The following is a 21,985-nucleotide window of genomic DNA, read 5'->3' as shown; positions in this document are numbered from 1 at the left end:
GCGCTGGGACCTGGTCGCGATCGGACTCACCTTGTTCCTCATCGGATTGTTCAAGAAGGTGATGGTCGCCGATCCGCTCGGCGTCGCGGTGCGGCCGATCTTCGTGCAGGCAGAGATCGGCGGCGTACAATTCATCCAGGCATGGACCGGCGCATTATCCTACGCGCTGCAAATCTATTTCGACTTTTCCGGCTATACCGACATGGCGATCGGCCTCGGGCTGCTCTTCGGCATTTCGCTGCCGCCAAATTTCAACAGCCCCTACAAGGCGCGAAACATCATCGACTATTGGTCGCGCTGGCACATGACGCTGACGCGCTTCCTGACCGCCTATATCTACAATCCGATCGTCGTCGCCTTCACGCGGCGACGGGCGATGAAGGGGCTTCCGCTACCGCGCCGCGGCAAGATGACCCCGGCGACGTTCGTCGCGCTGGTCGCCTTGCCGACAGGTTTCACCATGCTGATTTCGGGCGTCTGGCACGGCGCCGGCTGGCAATTCGTGATCTTCGGCCTGCTGCATGGCTTCTACCTGGTCGTCGCGCACGCGTGGCGCGCGTGGAAGATGCATCGCGGCCTTCCGTTGCAATCCGGCTCTCCGCTCACCGTCGCTGGATCGGTTCTGCTGACCTTCCTGTGCGCGACGGTCGCATTGGTCTTCTTTCGGGCGCCATCGGTTCCCGCCGCGATCGACCTGCTGCGCGGCATGACGGGATTGAACGGCGTGACGCTCCCCGGTCCGGTCGCCCGCATCCCGCTGATCGCGTCGCTGGCCGATGGCATGGGCATTGCGATCGGTTCGCTCGACAATTTCGAGGCGAGCTACGTTGTCCGTATCGTCGTCTTCCTGATCGTCGTCTGGACCTTTCCGAACGCCTATCAATGGTTGCGAGACCACCGCACGGCGCTCGATTTCAAGCCCACACCAAGCTGGACCGATCGCTTCGCCTCGATCGTGCCGTGGCGCCCGACGCCCGCGCTCGGTCTGGTGGTCGGCGCGGTCTCGACAATCACCCTGCTCTACGCGCTGTCCTCTGCGCCGAGCGAATTCCTCTATTTCCAGTTCTGATGGAGACCGATCCGATGTCGCTCCTGCCCTGGCTGCCGCCGCCGTCCGACCCGGGAAGTGACCTGCGCGCCGCCAAGGGACTCGACCCGGCCGAGCGAGCGATGGCGGCGGTACAGCTGGCGGCGTACGATCTCGATGCGATCGAGACCAACCGACTCGATCGCTTCGCCGCGAATCTGGCCGCGCCTGTCTCCGGCTCGACCCCCGTCAGGCTCGCCTTGCTGGGGTCGCACACGCTCGACCATTTGGCGCCGGCGATCCGGGTCGGGGGACTGCGTCACGGCCTGACGATCGCGACGCATATCGGCGATTATGGCCAATATCGCACGGCGCTGCTGGCTGGCGACCCGGTACTCGACGGATTCGCGCCGACCCACGTTCTGCTCGCGCTCGATCTTGAATCGATCCTCCCGACCCTGCCGATGTCGGCGGACGACGGCGAGGTCCGCGACGCGATCGCCGCGGCCGTTGCCGCGATCCGCGTCTGGTGGCAGCGTATCCGTGCTCGCTGGAACGCGCAGCCCATCCAGCAGACCTTGTTACCGCAGTCCCCGACACTCGTCGGGTCCAACGAGGCGCTGCTTCCTGCATCGCCCGCGGCGATGGTCCTCCGGCTCAATGCCGCTATCCGCGACGCGGCGATCGACGACGGCGCGTTGCTCGTCGACGTGGCGACGCGGATGCCCGGCGAGCATGGCAGCGATCGCCGCTACGATCCGGTTCGCTGGTATCAGGCGAAGCAGCTCATCAATCCGGTTTTCGCGCCGCTCTATGGCGAGTTGGTCGCGCAGGTCCTCGCCGCCGCCACGGGGCGGGCGCGCAAGTGCCTCGTGCTCGATCTCGACAACACGATGTGGGGCGGCGTCGTCGGCGACGACGGGATCGACCAGCTCAAGCTCGGCCAGGGCAGCGCCGAAGGCGAAGCGTTTCTCGCCTTCCAATATTATGTGCGGCGGCTCGCGGCCAGAGGCGTCATCCTCGCCGTGTGCAGCAAGAACGATCCCGACATCGCCCGCGCCGTGTTCGATACGCACCCCGACATGCAGCTGGCCTATACCGACATCGCCTGCTTCGTCGCCAATTGGAACGACAAAGCGGGGAATATCCGAGCGATCGCCGCACATCTCAATATCGGCATCGATAGCCTCGTGTTCATCGACGACAATCCCGCCGAGCGCGAGATCGTCCGCCGCGAACTGCCCCAGGTTGCGGTTCCCGAACTCCCGGATGACGTCGCTTTCTATCCAGAGCGGATTGCCGCGGCCGGGTATTTCGAGGCCACGGCGATCACGCGCGATGATTTCGGACGCGGCGGAAGCTATGCCGCCAACAGTCTCCGCGCCGCCGCGCTCGACGACGCGACCGACATGGATGGCTTCCTGCGCAGCCTGGAAATGAAGCTCGTTTCCGGGCCGATGGTCGCGGTCGATCGTCCGCGCGCGGCGCAACTGATCAACAAGAGCAACCAATTCAACCTGACGACGATCCGCCGCGACGAGGCGGAACTGGAACAGGTAGCACGCGATCCCGGCGCGATCAGTCTGTGCTTCCGGCTGCGCGACCGGTTCGGCGACAACGGCCTGATCAGTGTGATCGTCGCGCGCCGCGATGCCGCCTGGCCCGACGACACGCTGCTGATCGACACCTGGCTCATGAGCTGCCGGGTGCTCGGCCGCGAGGTCGAGGTGGCGGCGCTATCCGTCCTGATCGACGCTGCCGTCGAGCGTGGCATCAACAGCCTGGTCGGCGAATATCGCCCCAGCGGGCGCAATTCGATGGTCGAACAGCATTACGAGAAGCTGGGCTTCACACCGATCACGCCGCCACAGGGTGCGGCGGAAGACGCGCGTTTCTGGCGCCTCGACGTCGGCGATCGGCCAGCGCCGGCCCACCATCTCGAACTGGAGACGACCGCATGACCAGCGACGATCTTTATGCGGCGCTCGCCGATGTGATGCGCGATGTCTTCGACCGCGACGACATCGTCATCGGCCCGGAAACGACGGCGCAAGACGTGGCCGGCTGGGACAGCCAGGCGCATATCACGCTGATCGTCGCGGCCGAGCAGCGCTTTGGCGTGCGTTTTCGCACCGCCGAATTCGAATCGCTGCGCAATGTCGGCGATTTCGTGAGCCTGATCGATTCCAAGCTGGCGCCCGCCTGATGGCGACGCTCGCCGCCCCGCTCGGAAAAAGCGCGCCACGACTGGAGCCGATGCGGCGCTACTTGCTGGCGATGGTCATCGGGGCCTTGCTGATGTTCGCTACGCTGGCGGCCGCTCTGGTTTCGCTCAAGGCGTATGACACGCTCCCCCCACCGCAATTTTCCAACAGCCTTTGCATCGACGAAAAGCTGCACAGCATGCGGGCGGGCATCCCAGCCGATCCCAATCTGCTGATCGTCGGCTCATCGGCCGCCTGGCGGCACTTCAACAGCCCCGCAGCGATCGCCGCCGATCCGTCGCTGCGTCCATTCAACGCCGGCTTCTGTGGTGCACGGATGACGCAGGTACGCAAGATATCGGCCTGGCTGACGGCACGCCTACCGACGGTCAGGCACGTGCTGCTGATCGCCTCACCGCTCGATTTCGAGAATTGCACCAAGGCCGACCCATCGCAATTCGACGTGTTGGACGCCGATGCGTACGTCTTCGGCAAAGCGTCGCCGGCGCGTTTCTACGCCCGCTATTTCGATCCGCTGACGCTGGCGTACAATGCCGGGATGATCCGGACGGCGCGCGGCAGCATGTTCGCGCCCGAACCGCTTTTCCAGAACAGCTATGGCGACGCGCCGAACCAGCCCGATCGGTCGCGCGGGCTGTTCTATGGCGCGGTGAAGCTCGATCCCGCCTGCTTCGCCGCCCTGCGGCAAACGGCGCATATGCTCGAGCGCAAGGGTGTCGCCTTTGACGTCACGATCACGCCGCTGCACCCGGAATGGGTCAGCCGCTACGGCGGCGGGGCGTTCGCAACCGCGTTTCCCGACATGATCCGGACGAGCCTCGTCGGCACCGGGGCGCGCTATGATGCCACCCGGCACCAGCCCGATCCCAGGGCCTTCTACGACGCCATCCATATCCGCTGGTCGGCGACGGCCGCCTACACGCGTTCGGTGCTGGCCGAAGCGGGAGCCCGGGCCGGCGTCCACACGGCACAGGCGCTGGTCCTGGCCGGGCCCGGCCAGCGGTGACGGGGTTCTTGCCAAAGCCGGACCATCCCCGAATAGCCGGCGTGCCCGCGGCGGGATGCCGTATCGATGCGCGCAAGCAGCCATCGGGCGCCGACGCGCGCGGCGGCGGCGGCAAGACGACGGCGTGATCCGATGCCCCGGGGGTCGCATCTGATGGCATCGAACGCCAAAACCGCGCGGAACGCCGCATGGGCGGTGCTCGGCCAGGGCGCGGGCCAGATCCTCTCGCTCATCAGCTTCCTGTTCATCGCCCGTTTCGTCTCGCAGGCGAGCTTCGGGATGGTCGCGGTGAGTCTCGCGGCGATCGAAATCGTGCGGCGCGTCCTGATCGATCCGATCACCTATGCGCTCACGGCCAAGACCGATATCACCGACCGCGACTATAATGTCAGCCTGACGCTCCTTACCCTGGTCGGCGCGATCGCCTCGGGGGTGATGTTCGCGCTTGCCGGACCGCTCACGACCTTGGTCGGCACGCCGACCGCCGCGCAGCCGCTCCGCGTGCTGTCGCTCCTCCTCTTCGCCTACGGCCTCGCCGGCGCCCACGGAGCATGGCTGGTGCGCAACATGCGCTTTCGGGCGCTCGCGGTTCGATCGACGATATCGGTGGTGATCGGCGGCGCGATCGGTATCGCCATGGCGCTCAACGGCTTCGAGATGTGGAGTCTGGTAGGACAGCAGCTTGCCATCAACGCCATCAGCCTCGCGACCTTGTGGTTCTCCACCGACTGGCGTCCCCGACCCGTGCTGCGCAGGGCCGATATCAAGGAGACCTACCACTCGATCCGCCACATCTCGCTGAGCGCGGTGTGGACGTCGATCGGCAACGACGCGGATCTGTTCTTCGCCTCGGCCTGGTTCGGGCCGGCAATTGCTGGCATCTACAACGCCGCCAAGCGGATCTTGCTATCGGCCACGCTGATGCTTGTCCACGCGATCTCGGCGGTCACCTTGTCCGCTTTCGCCAGCGCTCGGGACGACGAGCATCGCCGCCACGAGCTTTGCGGTGGACTGAGGTTCACGAGCGCGATCACCGCGCCCGCCTTTGCGGGCTTGGCGGCCACAGCCCCGGAAGTCGTCCACGTCATCCTTGGCGATCGCTGGGCAGCAGTCGCGCCGATCCTGTCGGCGCTGGCGGTCAGCGGCTATCTGCTGTCGCTCGGCATCATCGCGAGTTCGGCCTTGCTGGTCGCTCAGCGGTCGCATCTCGATTCGCTGAGCTCCGCCATCGCGGCGGCAACCAATGTCATTGCCTTTCTGGCCGTGGTGCATTTCGGCCCTGTAACGCTCGCCGTTACCGTTTCGATCATGGCATTGCTGCTGGTGCCGATGCGGCTCGGCTTCGCGTTGCGCGCCTTCGGGGGCAAGTGGCGCGACGCCTGGCATGCTGTGCTGCCATCGCTGTCGGCAACGGTCGTCATGCTCGGCGGCTTGCTGATGGTGCGTTACATCCTGCCCGCGGGTCTGCCGGCGATCGAGCTGCTCGCGGCACTGAGCGCGACGGGTGCGCTGCTGTACCTGGCCGCGCTGCGACTATTCTCCAAAACGCTGTTCGAGCTCGTGCTAGGGGCGGTCGGCGTGGCGCGGTTCCACCGCGCCGTTCTGGCCGAATGATCGAGACTATCCAACCGGTCAGAAGCTGTAGCGCATCCCGAGGCTGACAGTGACGTCCTTGTAACTGGCGGCAAACGGATCGTTGTCGACCGTTCGGCTGACGAAAGCTGCCCGGCCCTCGAACGCGACGTGCCGGTCGACATTGTAGGTGGCACCGACATTGGCATCGAAGACCTTGTCGTTGCGCGGGTTGGTCCGGAAATTGTCGTAGCGATAGCCGGCGCCCGCGCGAACGATGAACCAGCGCTTGAGTTCGTAATCGGCACCGATGCTGAAGGCAGTGCTGACATAACCCGACCTATCCCGAAGCACCGCTTCCTCGACGCTCCGCGACGCTTTGGCGGATAGCGTCAGCAACGGCGTCGCGAACAACGCCACGTCGGCCTTGACCGCCAGGCCGTTGGCGTCGGTCCCGCCACCGCGGCCGAATTGGCGCCAAATATAGCCCACCCCGATCGATCCGCGCAGGAGGCGGTTGCCGGCAAAGGAGACGCCCGCGAGCGCCGTATAGGCCTTGCCCCCGAGATTGGGCACGCCCGGCGCGATGGTGGCGACGCGATAATCGACCGATTGCGCGATTCCCTGAACGAACACCGCCATGTCGGGGGTGACGCGGAAGTCGCCGCGCAGGGTGCCGCGCAGGATATGCTGGTCGCGCAAATCCTGATCGATAATGCCGACGACGGCTCCCGTCGACGTCAGCGCCTTGGTGTCGCGAAAGTTGAAGCGGGTATAGTCGACCGCGCCCATGATCCTCAGATCGCCGGACTGATGCGTCGCGCGCGCGAACACCTGGGTCTGGATATACCTTACGGGTTGGACGCGGCCATCGGGAAAGCCGCTGGAATCACGACGCTCGATCCGCTGGCCGAAGTTCGCACCGCCCTCGATGCGGGTGTCGCCCGTCAGGTCGTAGCGGCCGTAAGCGTTGACGGTGTAGCTGTCTTCATTGGCCTGGGCCTGGTTCAGGAAGCGGACAAATCGCCCACTGGCGCCGAACGCCAATTGTCCCCAGGACGGTGCCGCGTCGAGCCCAACCGCCGGACGCAGCGCGGCGAACGCCGCCGAGTCCGAGTTGCGCGCGTCGCCGAACGGGTTCGATTCATAGCCTATGTCAGCGGCGACCGACGGGTAGAGTCGCCAGATGCCGAGTGGAAAACCGATCGCATCGAATTCGGGCCGATGCCGGGTCCGCACATCCATGTCGACGTCGCCCTTGCCCCGGGCATCGGGAAGATAGACCGTCTGCTGGAGCGGCGGCAGGTCGGGCAGCGGCACTTCCTGCGCCTGCGCCGGAAATACGGCGACGAAACCGACAACCGTCCCAGCCAGCAGGCCGAGCCGATGCCGAACGCTTATCAACGATATTGTCACGGCTGTTCCCCCACGGATCAGTGTTTCTTTCAGGTCATGCTGCAAGCGCTTCCCGTCGATCGAAGGTGCGAACGAGGTCGACCGTGTTGCGGATGTTGCGCTCGCTGGAGGCACCGAACAGGATCGACCGGACATAGGGTTCGGCGACCACCCATTCGATCGCCTCCACGGCGGGAATGGCGCCGGAGGCGAACACCGACATCGCGATGACTCGCGTCGGATGCCGCGCGACGGCCTCGCGATAGGCGTCGATGCCACCCGACATGCGAAAGCCGATTTTGTTGACGTTGGCGCAGACGATTGGATTGTGCAGTCCGACCGAGGCCAGCGCTTCGACCAGTCGCGGCAAGTTCATCGTGATGAAGCCTGCCTCGGCACCGTATTTTTCGCGCACATGGTCGGCGAAGGTACGGAACGCACCGAAATAACCGAGCCCAAGGATCAGGTCGGTGACGACATTCTGGATGAACACCACCGGCGTCGACAGACCCTCGAATGGCTTCATCTCTGCATCGATGAGCAACGTAGCGACACTATCCATGTCCCTCTTGATCATTGCCTTGCCGCCGCGCAGCGCCGTATCGAGCAACCCGTTGGACGGCAGGAACTTGCGCAACGCGTCGAAATAGCCGAGCTCGGTGACCGCATTAGCATATTTGTGCGCGTACGGCATGCACGGATAGAAGGCGTAGTTCCGCCATTCGTCGGCCGAGCGTCGTACCGCATCCGCGATCTCGGCCACGCGATCATGGGTGGTGCACATGAAGGTGTTGATCCCGGCATCGCGCGCGGCCGCGAGCGTGTCGAGAACGGGCGTCAGATCGGCGAACTGCATTGCCTGCCGCCGGGCCTTTTCCTCCGACATGTGGTTGATGCCGAAAAACTGATTATCTCCGAACAGGATGCGCTCCACGTCGTCCTCCTTTAATTGACGCCCGCGCCCAGAAAGTCGCGAATCCGGTCGGTCATCGCGGGGGGCGCGTAAGGTGAAAGGCCTCCTTCTGTTTCGAGCGGGGCGTCGAGGAGGCGCGTCATCTCGGCGTGCAGGTCGGGGACGGTCTCGACGACGCGCAGGCCCGGCGTGCCGCGAAACCGGGCAACGGTATGCAATTGATGATCGGTGGTATGCTCGCCGAGCGTCGCCAGGCGCGGCAGCATGAGCAATTGCTTGCGCGCCTCGAGCGCCTGGAAGATCGAGCCAATTCCCACATGCGCGACGAACAGACTGCATTCGGTGAGCCGCCGGGCGTACAGGTCATGCGGCATCATGCGGACCCAATCGGCATGGCGCGGCTGATACGTGCCATCGCCGATCTGGATCAGCACCGGCACGTGGCGATTGGCGGCCGCCCAGTCGTCGACCGCGCGAACCAGCCGATCGAACGGCAACATTGAGCCGACCGATGTGAAAATCATCGCATCAGCCCTGCTGCGCCATGCGCCCGAACAGCGCGAACCGGCGCCGTTTGGATTCCGGCTGCGCGGACGCGGCCATCGCCGTCGGCGCATAGGGGACCGGTCGGTTGTTGGCCGCGTCGCGGATCATCTGCAGCGTGAAATCGGTCATGGCCGCGCTGCCGAAATCGTTGACGCCCGGCATTTCCGGCGTGCGCATCGCCGAGGCGAAGTTCTCGAGTTGCGCCGAATATTCCTCGCCGCGCAGATAAAATGCGGGGTGCGGCGTCAGCTCGGTGATATATTGCACCGTCCAGCCCGAATGATATTCTGCGGTCGGCACGGCGCGCGCGCCGAGGAACACCTGCAGTTCCTGCCGCTCGACGATGATCTTGCCGCAGTCGCCCCAGATCGAAAGCCTGGTCGACATCTTGCGGGCGGTCTCGTCGGCCCAGTTGACCGACACCTGCCCCGAGGCACCGTCCGGGAAAATCAGCGAGGCGTAGACCGCGTCGTCGACTTCGCGCGACCATTGCTGCGTGAGCTGCGCTCCCGAACAGGCAATCGGACGGCCAAGATACCAGTTCATCAGGTTGATGGGGTGCGCGGCGTAATCGTAGAGGCAGCCGCCGCCTTCAGCCGCCGCGCTTCGCCAGGTCCGGCTCGCCGGCTTGAGCACGACCGGGCCATAGGCCTCGGCATGGATGTGGCGGATCTTGCCGATCAGTCCATCATCGACAATCTGCTTCGCGCGGGCGAACGTGCCGAGAAAGCGATTATGATACCCGACCTGGGCGGTCAGACCGGCTTGCCGGGCTGCCCGCGACAGATCGGCGCTGTCCGACGCGGTCAAAGTCAACGGCTTTTCGCAGAAGACGTGGAGCCCGCGATCGAGCGCCTGCTGGACCATCGAGACGTGCAAGCGCGTCGGGGTGGCGATGATGATGCCGTCGAGCTCCGGCTGCGCGATCAGCGCTTGATAGTCGGAGTGAAACTTCATCCCGGTATATTTCTCGACCATGGTGCCGAGCAGCGACGAACTGTCGCACACCGCGATGACCGTCAGCCCCGGGGTTTCGCGCGCGATAGCGAGATGAGAGACGCCCATCTTGCCGAGACCCACGATGGCAATATTGAAGTCGGTCTGCATTGCTTCCCCCAGTGGCGGGACGGTCGGGAAATGCCCGCGTCCGTGCCGCATCGACGTTCGCCCTGATTGCGGCGTTCGATACGAGTCCCTGATCCGACGCTAACTTTCGGGCCCGGGGAGTCAAAGCGCCCTTAAGAGCGGGTTTACCCTGTTTGGTATTACAACCGTTGAGCGCCCGCCGACACCACGCGCTGAATCACGCAATGGTGAAGCGGATATTATCTTTAGGATTACTGATTTATCGCCGGAATCAAATCGAGGCTAATACTTGATCGAACGTCTTTTACTTATGCATTGTTGCCCGCCCGACCCAACGATGAAAGGTTCAAACCTTCTCGAATGAAGGTCAGGTGGGGAGATGTGGCCACTTCGTTCAATAAACGCGATAAATGAGGTGGAGGCTGCGCGTGGCTTCACCAGACGCCGGGACTCGGCCGCTCCCGGACATCCGCTCATCCCGGACGCGCGCGATGTGCGGTTGCCCAGCACGGTTATCATCGCTTTCGGGCTCGTGGCGATGCTCTACAACGCAGGCCTTGCGATCGTGAACGCGCACGTCAGGCCGCTCGCCATGACGCACGTCGCGATCACGGAATTCGTGCTGCTGTCGGCGCTCGCACTGGTCTTGTTACGGTCGGGGCTGCGGCGGAACGACATCGCCCCGGTCCTTCTCGGCGCCCTGTTCGTCCTCGGGGCGCTGATCTTGTCCTTCATCAACGGCTTTCTGGTCGTGACCGCGCTGCGCAATGCCGCCATCATCGTGCTGTTCACGATGCTGGGCCACCGTTGCGACGCGCGCACGGTACGCCGGTTTGCGATCGTTGCCGTCGCGGTCGTCTTTGCGGGTATGCTCTACGAGCTGGTCGCCGTACAAAGCTACGCGACCCTGTTCGCGCCGCAATCCTATTACCACAACACGCGCGGGATCGGCGACGACACCGTCAACGAACTCGGCCTGTTCCCCAATGCGCTCGGTTTCGACGGGCGCTTCAGCTACGGCCTTTTCCAGACGCCGCGCACCTCGTCGATCTTCCTGGAGCAGACCTCGCTGGCCAATTTCGCCAGTGTGACCGCCATCTATCTGATCGCGCGGTGGCGCGCGCTGCCGACATCGGCGCGCTTCTTCCTGCTCGCCTTCACGGTCATCGCGCTGCTGTCCAACAATACCCGCATGTCGTCGACCTTCGCGCTGATCGCGCTTGCCGGCTATTTCCTCTTTCCACGGCTGCCCAGCCGCGGAACGCTCGCCTTGCCATTGCTGTTGTTGGCGATGGCGGTGGGCTTGACCCTGGCGATGGGCCCTTCCGAAAACGATGATCTGGCCGGCCGGATCGGGATGTCGGTCCACCTGCTGTCGCTCACCGATTTGCAGGCCGCACTTGGCGGGCGGGCGCTGGAAGCCGACGCCTTTCCGGACAGCGGCTATTCCTACGTGCTCTATTCGAGCTCGATCGTTGGCACGCTTTGCCTATGGCTCTACGTCGCCCTGATCGTTCCGTTCCGGTCCGATGAGCAGCGCCGCTGCGCCTGGGGCCTGTCGGCGTTCTTCTTCATCAATCTGCTGGTCGCCGGCAACGCCGTTTTCGCGATGAAGATCGCCGCGCCGCTCTGGCTGCTGGCCGGCCACATGCGATCGTCGCACTTCCGCGCCGCCGTCACGCCGCCGGCACGGCGCGCCATCCGGCCGGTCCGATCGCCGATCGTTTCAACCGCGGGAGCAACGACATGATCGGTCGCCGTCTCGCCCATCGTCGCCAAGGCCCATCGTCGCCAAGGACGCATCACACCATGCTGAGACGCTTCATCGTTTGGCTGAGCGATTGGCTGCTCGGGAGGCCGTCCGACTCGGTCGGTCCGGTCGCACTGCCCGAGCCGGGACCGCCCTGCGTCGAGCCGCCCGCGCGGCCACCGCGATCGCGAGATGTCCCGCCCGACCCGCGCACCGCGATGTTGCGGATCATCACCGCGTTCGATTCGGCCCATCCGGTGCGGCAGCGCAAGGACCTTCACGGCCGCGACGACAAGCTCGAGGTCCTGTTCGAAGCGGTGCTGTTCAATCGCCAGCATGCGATCATCCATGGCGCGCGAGGGTCGGGCAAGACATCGCTGGCGCAGGTATTCGGCGACTATGCCGATCAGCGGTCGGCAGTCGTGATCTACGCCGCGTGCGAAGCCTCGGCGTCCTTCGCCGATCTGCTGCGGCCCTATTTCGCCTTCGTCCCCGATTCGTGCGTACCGTTCAGCGAGAAGGCGAATTTCGAGCGGAACCGTGAGGCACTCTCGGGCGCCTTCGGGCCGCGCGAGGTGGTCGATTTCCTGTCCCGCCTGTCCCCCGAACGGCAGGTCATCATGATTTTCGACGAGTTCGATCGCGTCCAGAATTCAGATGTCGACCAGCAAGTAGCGACGCTAATGAAGCTCTTGTCGGACGCGCAGGTGCCCGTCCAGCTGCTCATCGTCGGTATCGCCCACACACTCGACGACTTGATCAACTGCCATCCGTCGCTGCGTCGTCATCTGATGTCGATTCCGATCGGCCGCATTTCGCAGCGTGACGTGATCGAACTGATCGACAGCGGCGCCGCGCGAGCGCGGATCGAGTTTGACGAGGCCGTCAAGACGCAGATCGTCACGCTGGCCTGCGGCTCGCCCTATCACGCCCAGTTATTCTGCTATGTCGCAGCGATCGAGGCGACGAAGGCCGGCGCGGATACCGTCGATCTCGCCATCCTGCGGAAAGGCCTCGAGCGGGCGTGCGAGGCCTGGGGAATGCTCAATCAGGACGATCATGACCGCTTCCTGGCGCTCGCCACGTCGAACGCCGCGGATACCGCGCGCGCCGAACTGGCCGCGCGCGAAGCGGCCGGCAAGGACAGCCTGTGCCCCGACGCGGCGACCGCCGAACTGCTCGGCGACGCGCTGGTCCCAGGCGGCAGCGCCGGCCGATACGTCTTTCGCGACAGCACAGCGCCGCAATTCCTGCTGGCGATGATGGCGCTCGAACGCGCGCTGGCGAACACCAAGGCAGACGACGCGAGGGATGGTTCGGATCCGGATGATGGCGATCTGCCGTCGTTGCCGCTGTCGATCGCGGTTTGAGGGAGGGAGAGAAGATGTTCTCGTCGGACATGATGCTGGCATTGCAGGCGCGCTGGAAACTGGTCGTACTCGTCATGACGATCACCGCCGCGCTCGCCGCCTTGTGGGTGGCGACCACTCAGCGCGTCTATGTCGCACGCGCGTCGCTGCTGTTCGACGGCGGACCCAATCCGTCGGTTCAAGAAAACGGCGCAGCGAAGGACAATCAGTCGCTGCTGGGCACGCAGGCCGACCTCATCAAGAGCAGTTCGGTCGCTCACCGCGTGGCCATCGCCAACCGCCTCTCCGGCAACGCTGCCCTGACAGCGGCGTGGAGGCAGTCCGGCGCCAAGGGGCCATTCGATTCCTGGCTGGTGCAATATTTGCTCGCCAGCGTCGAGGTGACGCCGGAGAAAGACAGCAACGTCCTCGCCGTCGGCTTCAAATCGGGTGATCCTGCCTTCGCCGCCCGGATGGCCAATAGCTTCGCGCAGCAATTCGTCTCGGCCCGGCTGCAGATCAGCACCGACGCGGCGAAGCAATATGCCAGCTGGTTCCAGCAGCGCACGACCGAGGTCCGCCGCAACCTGGAAGCCGCGCAGTCCAAACTCGGCGATTTCCAGCGCAGCCATGGCATGGTCAGCGGCAACAGCCTGGCGCTCGAGGCCGACCGGCTCAGTTCGTTGTCGACCCAGCTGGCGAGCGCGGAAAGTAGTGCCGCTGATCTGCGCGCGCGCGCCGGGACGCGGGTCTCGCGCTCTCCCGACGTCCAGTCCAGCGCGGTCGTCGCGAGCTTGCGCCAGCAGATAGCCTCCACCGACGCGAAAGTCGCCCTGCTGTCATCGACCTACGGCGACAACCACCCCGACTTGGTGGCCGCGCGGTCGGAACTGACCACGCTCAGGGCAGAACTCGGCAATGCGACCGCGGTCGCCAGCGAGGCGGTGCGGATTGCAAGCTCGGCCGCCTCCTCGCGCGAGGGGCAGCTGCGCGGCCTGGTCAACGGCCAGCGCGGCCGCATGCTTCAACTGACCGGTTTTCAAAGCCAGTTCGAGGCGCTGCAAAGCGATGTGACGACGGCACAAAACGCCTATGACGCGGTTACCCAGCGCCTCAACCTGATGCGGTTGCAAAGCGGCTTGCCGACCACCAATGTCCAGCAGATCGACCGCGCCACGCGGCCGTTGCTGCCGGCCAGCCCAAACGTGCCGCTGCTGGCGTTGCTGGCGTTGCTCGGCGGGCTGGTGCTCGGGATCATCGCGGCGATGATCAGCGAATGGCGGTCGCCATTGGTCCGCTCGGCCGGCGGACTGTTCGACTCGACCGGCCTTCCCGTGCTGGGGAACTTCACCTTCGCGACTTTCCGGCCGGAGCCCGCGCTAGCCTTGAGGGGAATCTGAGATGCGTATCCGATCGAGCGAAGGCAGTGCCGTTAAACTGGCCGGGCATGAAACCGGCCTCGACGACGATACCGCCGCCGTCCGCGACATGCTGTTCACCCCCGGCAATGGCCAGCTGAGCTCCTATGCCAAGGCGGCCTTCGACCCTGACGATCCGGTGTCGCGTACCGCCCGATCGATCAGGATGTCGATCTCCAGCGCCGCGACGAGTGCCGCGCCCATTCGATGCGTCGCTGTCCTCAACATCGACGCATCGTTCGAGGCTTCGGTACTCGCCGCGAACCTGGCGATCACCTATGCTCAAGGCAACGTTCGCACGGTGATCATCGACGCCACCGCCATCGATGCCCTGCATCACGAACTGCTCGGCGTAAGCGAGGGCTACGGCCTCACTGCGGTGCTCAACGGCGACGTTGATGCGCTATCGGCGATCGAGGCCACGCGGGTCCGCAATCTTTTCGTTCTGCCGGTCGGCACCGCCAGCCAAAACACGGCACTGCTGCTCGATGGCGAACGGTTCCATGGCCGTGTCATGCCATTGCTCGACAGTTTCGGGATGATGATCGTCGATGTCGGCATGGTGTTCGAGGATCCGCCGGCATTTTGCGAAACGCTCGATGCTGCCGTGCTCATCGTCCGGCGCAATCGCACCACCATCGCCGCGATCCAGCATCTGGTCGGTCGTCTGGGCGACATGAAGACACGCGTTGTCGGTACCCTGATCGTCGGCTGAAACGGCGTTCGACTCGGCGCTGCCCGATTGCTCCCGACTAGTTGTCCTGAAGACTCGGCCCTTAAGGATTAGGCAGCCCCTTCAGCTAATTCCTATGAACGATTTGTTAACTACCGGCTACGTGATACTTTCATAATCACCAATAGAGGCGAGCATGATTTACGCCTCTCAATAGACCGGTGACCTAATGGCAAATATCGGCAGCATATCGTCACACCAATATTTGGGTGACACTCGCGACAAACGGCGCGAAACATATAAGGCGAACCTCGAGCCGTTGGGCAGGTCGATGCCAGCGCGGCCGGCTTATTCCCGCCCGAAACGGGCGCTCGACATCGTCGCGTCTCTGCTCGCGCTGCTGCTTTTCCTGCCCATCTTTGCCGTCGCAGCGTTCCTGATCCGGGCGACCAGCCCCGGTCCGATCATCTTCCGTCAGCATCGCTCCGGCTTGGGCGGACAGCCGTTCGAACTGTTCAAGTTCCGGACGATGCATGTCGCCGAAGATGGCGAGCATATCCGGCACGCGATGCGAGGCGACAGCCGCGTCACGCGGATCGGCGCGATACTGCGGGCAACCAGCATCGACGAACTGCCGCAACTGATCAACGTGTTGCGCGGCGACATGTCGCTGGTCGGCCCTCGTCCCCATGCGCTGGCGCACGATCGGCATTACGGCTCGCTGATCCACGGCTATGCCAAAAGGTTCATGGTCAAACCCGGCATCACCGGCCTTGCCCAGATACGCGGCCTGCGCGGCGAGATCGATGAATTGTATTCGATGGAACGGCGCGTGCGCGCCGATCGCGAATATATCGCGAGTTGGTCGCTGGCTTGCGACCTGCGCATCATCCTGCTCACGCTGCCGCGCATGCTGGGCGACCCGCATGCGTATTGATCGGTGATGCACGGCGGCATGCCTGGGCCGGCCGGCTTGCGAATCACGCATGTGGTCCGGCAATATCCTCCCGGGATCGGCGGCATGGAGAATTTCGTTCGGGCGCTCGCCGAGCGCCAGGCCGCGGCAGGGCACCGCGTCCGAGTAGTGACGCTCAACCGCATCTTCGACGGCCCAACCACTACTCTGCCCCCGGTCGATTTGCGCGGCGGCGTCGAAATCCGGCGCGTCGGTTTTGTCGGTGGCATTCGCTATCCGCTCGCCCCGGGCATCCTTCGCCAGCTCGGCCGGCCCGACATGGTCCATGTCCATGGCATCGAATTCGCCGCCGACTATTTGAGCTGGACGCGGTGGCTGCACCGATCGACGATGGTCGTTTCGACGCACGGCGGGTTTTTTCACACCCAGTTCGCGCATACGATCAAGCGCCTCTGGTTCAACACCCTCACGCGCTTCACGCTGCGCCGCTATGCGGCAGTCCTGGCATCGAGCGTGCAGGATGCCGAAACCTTCCGTCGGATCGCACCCGACCGCGTCCATGTCGTCGAGAACGCGGTCGATACCGAGCGCTTCACCGGACTCGCCAATCGCACCGGAAAGACCATGATCTATTTTGGCCGGCTGGCGCCCAACAAAGGGCTCGAGCGGCTGCTCCGCTGGTTCGCCAGGCTTGCCGCTCGCGATCCCGAATGGCGGTTGATCGTCGCGGGTAAAGCGATGGGCGTTTCGCAGGCGTCGCTGCGGTCGCTGTGCGACGACCTGGGGATCGGCCGGATGGTGGAATTTCACGTATCGCCGAGCGACGCGGCACTGTCCGCGCTGATCGCGCGGTCGCGCGTTTATGTCTGCGCGTCGACCTATGAAGGGTTCGGCCTGGCGGCGGTCGAGGGCATCGCTGCCGGTCTCTATCCCCTGCTGAGCGACATTCCGGCGTTCCGCCGCACGCTCGATCGGATCGGCTTCGGCACCGCGATCGATTTCGACCGCGACGACGGCGTCGATCGGTTCCTGACCGACCTTTCCTACTATTCGTGCGACGACGCCGAGCGCGACCGCCTCGACGATCGCCTTGAAACATTCGGCTGGCCGCGCGTCCTACGCGATGTCGAAGCCTGTTACCGCGCCGCGCTCGCCCCCCGGGCGAAAACGCCGGCACGGCCAGATCATTTTGTGGAGGAGGCCCATCGCGGCATCGCGGTTCCGCCGAGTTGATGCGGGATCGCGCCACGTCGTGACGGCTTCATGGGGAGAGTGTCATGAGGATTTATCGAACGTTCATCGCGCCGGCACTGGCAGTCGCGGTCGCCGGATGCGCCGCCGAGTCGCTGCCGGTCGGGCCGCCGCCACAGGCCACCGCCTACACGTTGGGCGCCGGCGACAAGATCCGCGTGACGACCTTCGGTTTCGAGAATCTGAGCGGCGAGTTCATCATTGGCGCCGACAACGCCATCGCGCTGCCGCTGATCGGGACGATTTCGGCAAAGGGCGCGACGCCGGTCGAACTGCAGGCAAAGATCACCAATGCACTGCTTGACCGCAAGATCGTGCGTGATCCCAGGGTATCGGCCGAAGTCATCGAATATCGACCCTATTACATCCTCGGCGAAGTCGGCAAACCGGGGCAATACCCCTTCACCAACGGCCTCACTGTGCTGAAGGCGGTCGCGACCGCCCAAGGCTTCACTTATCGCGCCAATGAGAAGACAATCTTCATCACCCGCGACCTGACCAACAGCGAGATCACGGTCCCGCTGACGCCGTCGACGCCCGTGCGCCCCGGCGACACCGTGCGCATCGCCGAACGCCGGCTTTGAGTTGGCGAACATGACGCCGGGCCCGGTTTCGCCGACAGCGGTGCGCGGCCGGTCGCCGCCGGCACCGCGTGATCGCGGCGGAAGCCGCATCGCCGGGAATCCGCCTCGGCTGCTGGTCGGCGCGTCCGGCGGCGGGCACTGGATCGAATTGCTGCGGCTTCGCCCGGCCTTTGCGGGATTCGACGTCGCCTATGTCTCGACGTTCGACAGCTATGCCGAGGTGGTTGCCGGCCAGCGTTACTACACCGTACCGGATGCGTCGCGCTTTCGGCTGAAGACCTTCGCGCCGGTGTTTGTCCGCGCGCTGCTGATCCTGTGGAAGGAGCGTCCGGCGGCGATCCTCACTACCGGATCGGCGCCGATGCTGCCATTTATCGTTCTTGGGCGTCTGTTCGCCGCAAAGACAATCTGGATCGACAGCATCGCCAATGCCGAACATATCTCGACTTCGGGCCGTATCGCGAAGCGGTTCGCGCATCGTTGCCTGGCGCAATGGCCCAATGTCGCCGCAGATGAAGGCATTGAATTCTGGGGGAATATTATCTGACGTCGCGGCGCGCGCCCAGGTTGCTTAACTTGCGTCAATCAAAGCCCGGCGACGATGCCTGACCAATGGGTCGGCGCGCGACGGCCCGCGACCCTACCTCTTTCGGATTACTTGCTCGGTACGGCCACTCCGCTAAGTAGCGTCCAAGAACGCAAAATAGTAAGGGTAACCGACAATCTCACTCCAACGATCTAATCCCTAATTTTCGGCCAGTCATCACAAAAATAGCGCGCTCTATGCTTGCACGCTATGGAAGTGGCGCGTCGCTCCGATAGCCAGTCTGGCGGATTCCGCAAGCGGCTTCGCTGCTGTGGTGCGCCCGTCTGGGCGGCGACATACCGACAACTGCTTCTTCTTGCCGGAGATTCCGATCAACATCGCCGTTGCAATGGCGCTTGCGTTGCGCAGGCCGCCAGTCGCGATGCGTAGTGACAATTTACTTACCTATTTCGATTATCATTGGGTTTCTTCTTGATAATTGATGATTTTACTTGATTTATGAGGAAGACGGGCAGTGACACTTCAACGTGAGACCGGTAACGATGCCCCGCCGAGCCGTCGCAAGATGCTGCATTGGCTGGGCGCCGGCGCCGCCATCGTGCTGACAGGCTGCGGAGGCGCGTCAGGCAAGACCGGCACGGCGCCGGGGAAGAGCGGCGCGAAGGGCCCAACGCCGACGCCCAGCCCGACCCCTACGCCAACTCCTACACCCACGCCCACGCCGACGCCGACGCCAACACCTACGCCGACGGCCAGCCTCCGTCGTGGCGTCAATCTGTCGTCGATCGAAGGGACGCCCGACCACCTGCCGGGCTATCTCAACGGCGAGGTATTCGTCATACCCGACGGTCACTTCACATATTACACGAGCGTCGGGATGGACCACGTCCGGCTGCAAGGCAGCTGGGAACGCCTGCAACCTCGTCTCAACGGCGCCCTGGGCGAGCAATTGCTCGACCATTATTCCGATCCCAACAACCCGTTGCGCAACCCCGTCAACCTGGTGAACCGCTATCTGGATCTCGCCGCGCGGAACAACCTTCGTGTGATCCTCGATCTCGCGCACAATTATGGTCGCCGCTATGTCGGCTATAACGGCACCTGGGCGAGCAAGACCCAGGCGCAACTGGGGTCCGCCCAGCTCCCCGTCGATGCTTTTGTCGACTATTGCGTCAAGCTCGTGCAAACCTTCGGCAGTCATCCCGCGGTCATGGGCATCGAGTTGATGAACGAGCCGCACGATCTGGCGATCGGGTCCAGTGGCTGGCAGAGCGCGTGCCAGAGCGCCATCACCGCTATCCGCAAGATCAACACCTCGATCTCGATCTTCATCGATGGCTATGGATGGGCGAGCGCGGAGTCCTGGGCATCGAACAATCCGACGATCCATCAGCTCAGCGACCCGGCCGGCCGCACGATCTTTTCCGCGCATCAATATTTCGACGCCAATTCCAGCGGCGTCTATGGCGGTGGAGGCGAGGCGGCGCCCAGCAATACTCAGCTCGGCGTGCAGCGCGTGACCCCGTTCCTATCATGGCTCGCACAACATGGCCTGGAAGCGAAGGGCCATATCGGCGAGTTCGGCGCGCCCAATCGCACCGAGTGGATGCCGATCGTTCAGAACTTTGTCAGCGCGGTCAACGCTGTCGGTCTACCGATGACCGTGCATCAGGACGAACCCTATCCCAACGACAGCTATACGATGAATGTCTTCCCGCAGACCGATTCCACGGGAGCGATCGTTGGAGCAGATAAGTTGATCATCAAGGCGATCATGTGATCGCCACCGATCGCCGAGCACCCTGAGGTACCGACGGCCGATGCCTGCGGGCAGCGCTCGCGTCCGGACCGCAGGGCAAGCATGACCCCTATCGCCAAAGCATCACCGACGACTCGCTCAGTTCAGCGGCGACGGCGTGTTCCCCAGTAGCCAGGAAAGTAGACGGCTCAATTCCGCCAGACCCATTTCGTCATCGCTGAGTGCGCACATGCACAGACCTTCGATGATACAGGAAAGATCCGTTCCGGAAACGCTACTGACAATGCCCAGGCCATTTAGCAGAGATTGAATATCGATCACATCCATGGTCGCGTACTCTATATGTTTATCCGTGAAAGCTACATATACTTACGCACTGAAGCTACCACTTAAGTATTACACGTTCGCATGTTGGCCGATCAGATAGGTCAACGGCAATTGGTTGCCAAAGAGGTGTAACTTTTCCTTAGCAGAAAATGTGGCTCTTAAAATCCCCACAAAGCGGTAGGCGCACATTCGCCTCATGATCGGCGTCGATCTCGATATCAATCCTGATGCTGACACCGGTTTTCGGGCCAGGCATTCGGCGGCCAACGCTCGTTGTCGCGTCAAAGGAAGGACAAACTCCGCGGATCGATGGCGACCAAACCCGCCTTCGCAACGGCTCCGTTATCTTCGGTCTTGGTGGGATACCGCACCGCCAGAAGCTCCTTAGCCGCATCTGCTATGGGCCGCTCAGATAATTCAACCAGGCTCCACCCTTGTGCCGACCGGATATCAGACACCGGTCTCCGGGGAAGGATCGTGGCGGCCCGATGCCTCCGGACACGGGCGGCACTCAAGGTGCGGCTACCGGTTCGGTGCACCATTAGGCATCGGCAACGTATTGGTCCAACTGTGAATATTGCTCGCACGCCAATGAACGGCCGTTACACGCGCCTCGGGCGCTAGCACCTATTCCCACGAGAGGGATTATCTACTTCTTTTCCGTGGCCGTATTTCGCGCTGGGCCTAAGATATTTCCGCATAACGCTCGCGGTTTGCTAGCGGCGGGGGCACAGCATGTTCGGTATCAAAACAAGCACAGTCGATGCGATTGCAGATACCCCCGGGGTTCAGCAAATATTGCGCAAGCTGCGAAGCCGTCAGCACGTGTTCGAGAGATGTTATTCGCAACGGCTGTGGGGAAGCGCGGAAAGTGGTTCGGGATGCGGCTCCGAGATCGCCGCGACCGATGATCTGCGTTCCTATCTCCCCGACTTGGTCGGCCGGCTCGGGGTCAAGATCGTGCTGGATGCCCCGTGCGGCGATTGGAACTGGATGCGCCTCGTCGATTTCGGTGAGGTAGAGTATATCGGGGCGGACATCGTCCCGAGCGTGATCGATGACAATCAGTCGCGATACGCGCGCCCAGGAGTACGGTTCATCCTGGCCGATCTCGCGAAAGACCCGCTGCCGAAAAGCGACCTGATCCTGTGCAGGGATTGCTGGGTGCATCTGTCTTTTCAGGATATCGCGGCGATGCTGGAGAACTTCCGCCGGTCGGGCGCGACGTGGCTATTGGTCAGCGACACGCCTTCCGCCGGGAAGAATCTCAACAAGTTCACGGGTGCGAGTTGGCGACATCTGAACCTGTCACTGGCACCTTTTCACTTCCCACCGCCGCTCGACAGACAGAAGGATCATCACGCCGATGTGCCATTCCAGATCTCCCTATGGCGGATCACCGACCTGCCAAACATAGAATAGAGATGCCGCTCCGGCGCCGGTACTTTTTTTGCAGGCCTGACCGCCAACATCGAAAATTGTGGCCGTTAAGTGGATTTCCGAGTCTCTTGAGACCGCCGGAGTTCGCTACTGCGACATCCGACCGAAAAGGCGGCCGGGCGGAACGCCGGTGAAGCGGCCGTTCACTGACCTGATTGAAACGCGTCTCAACGGATTTCGACTCAATTTTTGCGGCGTCGG

The 21,985-nt window shown here is 63.5% G+C and carries 20 protein-coding genes; 15 read left to right on the top strand and 5 right to left on the bottom strand.

The window, feature by feature from the left end:
* The 5 genes from AC1DQQ_RS17775 to AC1DQQ_RS17755 form a co-directional block, all read left to right on the top strand.
* Positions 1 to 1,069: MBOAT family O-acyltransferase (locus tag AC1DQQ_RS17775; protein ID WP_478043636.1), on the top strand; the 1,069-nt coding region annotated here is incomplete at its 5' end.
* Positions 1,070 to 1,083: 14 nt separating this feature from the next.
* Positions 1,084 to 2,988: an HAD-IIIC family phosphatase gene (locus AC1DQQ_RS17770; protein WP_478046143.1), complete on the top strand. Its 1,905-nt coding sequence runs from the start codon at positions 1,084 to 1,086 to the stop codon at positions 2,986 to 2,988.
* Positions 2,985 to 3,233 carry an acyl carrier protein gene (locus AC1DQQ_RS17765; protein WP_478042667.1) on the top strand — a complete coding sequence of 83 codons (249 nt, stop codon included), beginning with the start codon at positions 2,985 to 2,987 and terminating at the stop codon, positions 3,231 to 3,233. The genes AC1DQQ_RS17770 and AC1DQQ_RS17765 overlap by 4 nt, the downstream gene beginning before the upstream one ends.
* The gene (locus AC1DQQ_RS17760; RefSeq protein ID WP_478042668.1) at positions 3,233 to 4,258 is read left to right on the top strand and encodes a hypothetical protein; all 1,026 of its coding nucleotides are present in this window, start codon (positions 3,233 to 3,235) and stop codon (positions 4,256 to 4,258) included. Before AC1DQQ_RS17765 ends, AC1DQQ_RS17760 begins: the two co-directional genes overlap by 1 nt.
* Positions 4,259 to 4,411: 153 nt before the next feature.
* Complete coding sequence (locus tag AC1DQQ_RS17755; RefSeq protein WP_478042669.1) at positions 4,412 to 5,872, top strand: lipopolysaccharide biosynthesis protein; 1,461 nt, start codon at positions 4,412 to 4,414, stop codon at positions 5,870 to 5,872.
* 18 nt (positions 5,873 to 5,890) lie between these two features.
* On the opposite strand, the gene AC1DQQ_RS17750 is transcribed toward AC1DQQ_RS17755, so the two are convergent.
* From AC1DQQ_RS17750 to AC1DQQ_RS17735, 4 genes are read right to left on the bottom strand one after another with little or no spacing between them, the layout of a single operon-like run.
* Entirely contained in the window at positions 5,891 to 7,246 is a 1,356-nt protein-coding gene (locus tag AC1DQQ_RS17750; protein ID WP_478031841.1) for an outer membrane beta-barrel protein, read from the bottom strand.
* A gap of 34 nt (positions 7,247 to 7,280) precedes the next feature.
* Positions 7,281 to 8,159, bottom strand: coding sequence for a hypothetical protein (locus AC1DQQ_RS17745; RefSeq protein ID WP_478031842.1), 879 nt, complete (start codon positions 8,157 to 8,159; stop codon positions 7,281 to 7,283).
* An 11-nt stretch (positions 8,160 to 8,170) separates the two neighbouring features.
* On the bottom strand, positions 8,171 to 8,662 hold the full coding sequence (locus tag AC1DQQ_RS17740; RefSeq protein WP_478031843.1) for a glycosyltransferase: 492 nt from the start codon (positions 8,660 to 8,662) through the stop codon (positions 8,171 to 8,173).
* Positions 8,663 to 8,666: 4 nt separating this feature from the next.
* Entirely contained in the window at positions 8,667 to 9,842 is a 1,176-nt protein-coding gene (locus AC1DQQ_RS17735; protein WP_478031844.1) for a Gfo/Idh/MocA family protein, read from the bottom strand.
* 427 nt (positions 9,843 to 10,269) lie between these two features.
* On the opposite strand from AC1DQQ_RS17735, the gene AC1DQQ_RS17730 reads away from it, so the two are divergent.
* From AC1DQQ_RS17730 to AC1DQQ_RS17690, 9 genes are all read left to right on the top strand, one after another.
* Positions 10,270 to 11,520, top strand: coding sequence for a hypothetical protein (locus AC1DQQ_RS17730; protein ID WP_478046141.1), 1,251 nt, complete (start codon positions 10,270 to 10,272; stop codon positions 11,518 to 11,520).
* A 59-nt stretch (positions 11,521 to 11,579) separates the two neighbouring features.
* The gene (locus AC1DQQ_RS17725) at positions 11,580 to 12,890 is read left to right on the top strand and encodes an ATP-binding protein (protein ID WP_478046139.1); all 1,311 of its coding nucleotides are present in this window, start codon (positions 11,580 to 11,582) and stop codon (positions 12,888 to 12,890) included.
* Between the two features lie 14 nt (positions 12,891 to 12,904).
* Positions 12,905 to 14,269: a GNVR domain-containing protein gene (locus AC1DQQ_RS17720; protein WP_478046137.1), complete on the top strand. Its 1,365-nt coding sequence runs from the start codon at positions 12,905 to 12,907 to the stop codon at positions 14,267 to 14,269.
* Position 14,270: 1 nt separating this feature from the next.
* Complete coding sequence (locus tag AC1DQQ_RS17715; protein ID WP_478031850.1) at positions 14,271 to 15,002, top strand: P-loop NTPase family protein; 732 nt, start codon at positions 14,271 to 14,273, stop codon at positions 15,000 to 15,002.
* A 289-nt stretch (positions 15,003 to 15,291) separates the two neighbouring features.
* Positions 15,292 to 15,897: an exopolysaccharide biosynthesis polyprenyl glycosylphosphotransferase gene (locus tag AC1DQQ_RS17710; protein ID WP_478031851.1), complete on the top strand. Its 606-nt coding sequence runs from the start codon at positions 15,292 to 15,294 to the stop codon at positions 15,895 to 15,897.
* Between the two features lie 84 nt (positions 15,898 to 15,981).
* Positions 15,982 to 17,109 carry a glycosyltransferase family 4 protein gene (locus AC1DQQ_RS17705; protein WP_478042674.1) on the top strand — a complete coding sequence of 376 codons (1,128 nt, stop codon included), beginning with the start codon at positions 15,982 to 15,984 and terminating at the stop codon, positions 17,107 to 17,109.
* 44 nt (positions 17,110 to 17,153) lie between these two features.
* A complete protein-coding gene (locus AC1DQQ_RS17700; protein ID WP_478031853.1) occupies positions 17,154 to 17,711 on the top strand; it encodes a polysaccharide biosynthesis/export family protein in 558 nt (185 codons plus the stop codon).
* 10 nt (positions 17,712 to 17,721) lie between these two features.
* On the top strand, positions 17,722 to 18,258 hold the full coding sequence (locus AC1DQQ_RS17695; RefSeq protein WP_478031855.1) for a UDP-N-acetylglucosamine--LPS N-acetylglucosamine transferase: 537 nt from the start codon (positions 17,722 to 17,724) through the stop codon (positions 18,256 to 18,258).
* A 514-nt stretch (positions 18,259 to 18,772) separates the two neighbouring features.
* Positions 18,773 to 20,038: a glycoside hydrolase family 5 protein gene (locus tag AC1DQQ_RS17690; protein WP_478031856.1), complete on the top strand. Its 1,266-nt coding sequence runs from the start codon at positions 18,773 to 18,775 to the stop codon at positions 20,036 to 20,038.
* A gap of 117 nt (positions 20,039 to 20,155) precedes the next feature.
* On the opposite strand, the gene AC1DQQ_RS17685 is transcribed toward AC1DQQ_RS17690, so the two are convergent.
* Positions 20,156 to 20,344: a hypothetical protein gene (locus tag AC1DQQ_RS17685; protein WP_478031857.1), complete on the bottom strand. Its 189-nt coding sequence runs from the start codon at positions 20,342 to 20,344 to the stop codon at positions 20,156 to 20,158.
* Between the two features lie 735 nt (positions 20,345 to 21,079).
* Between AC1DQQ_RS17685 and AC1DQQ_RS17680 the strand changes: the two genes are divergently transcribed.
* Positions 21,080 to 21,766: a class I SAM-dependent methyltransferase gene (locus tag AC1DQQ_RS17680; RefSeq protein WP_478046135.1), complete on the top strand. Its 687-nt coding sequence runs from the start codon at positions 21,080 to 21,082 to the stop codon at positions 21,764 to 21,766.
* Positions 21,767 to 21,985: the final 219 nt, after the last annotated feature.

The organism is Sphingomonas sp. P4_G3 (genome assembly GCF_056401105.1).
Note: the sequence above shows the minus strand (reverse complement) of the source record. Positions and strands in the feature narration are given on the sequence as shown.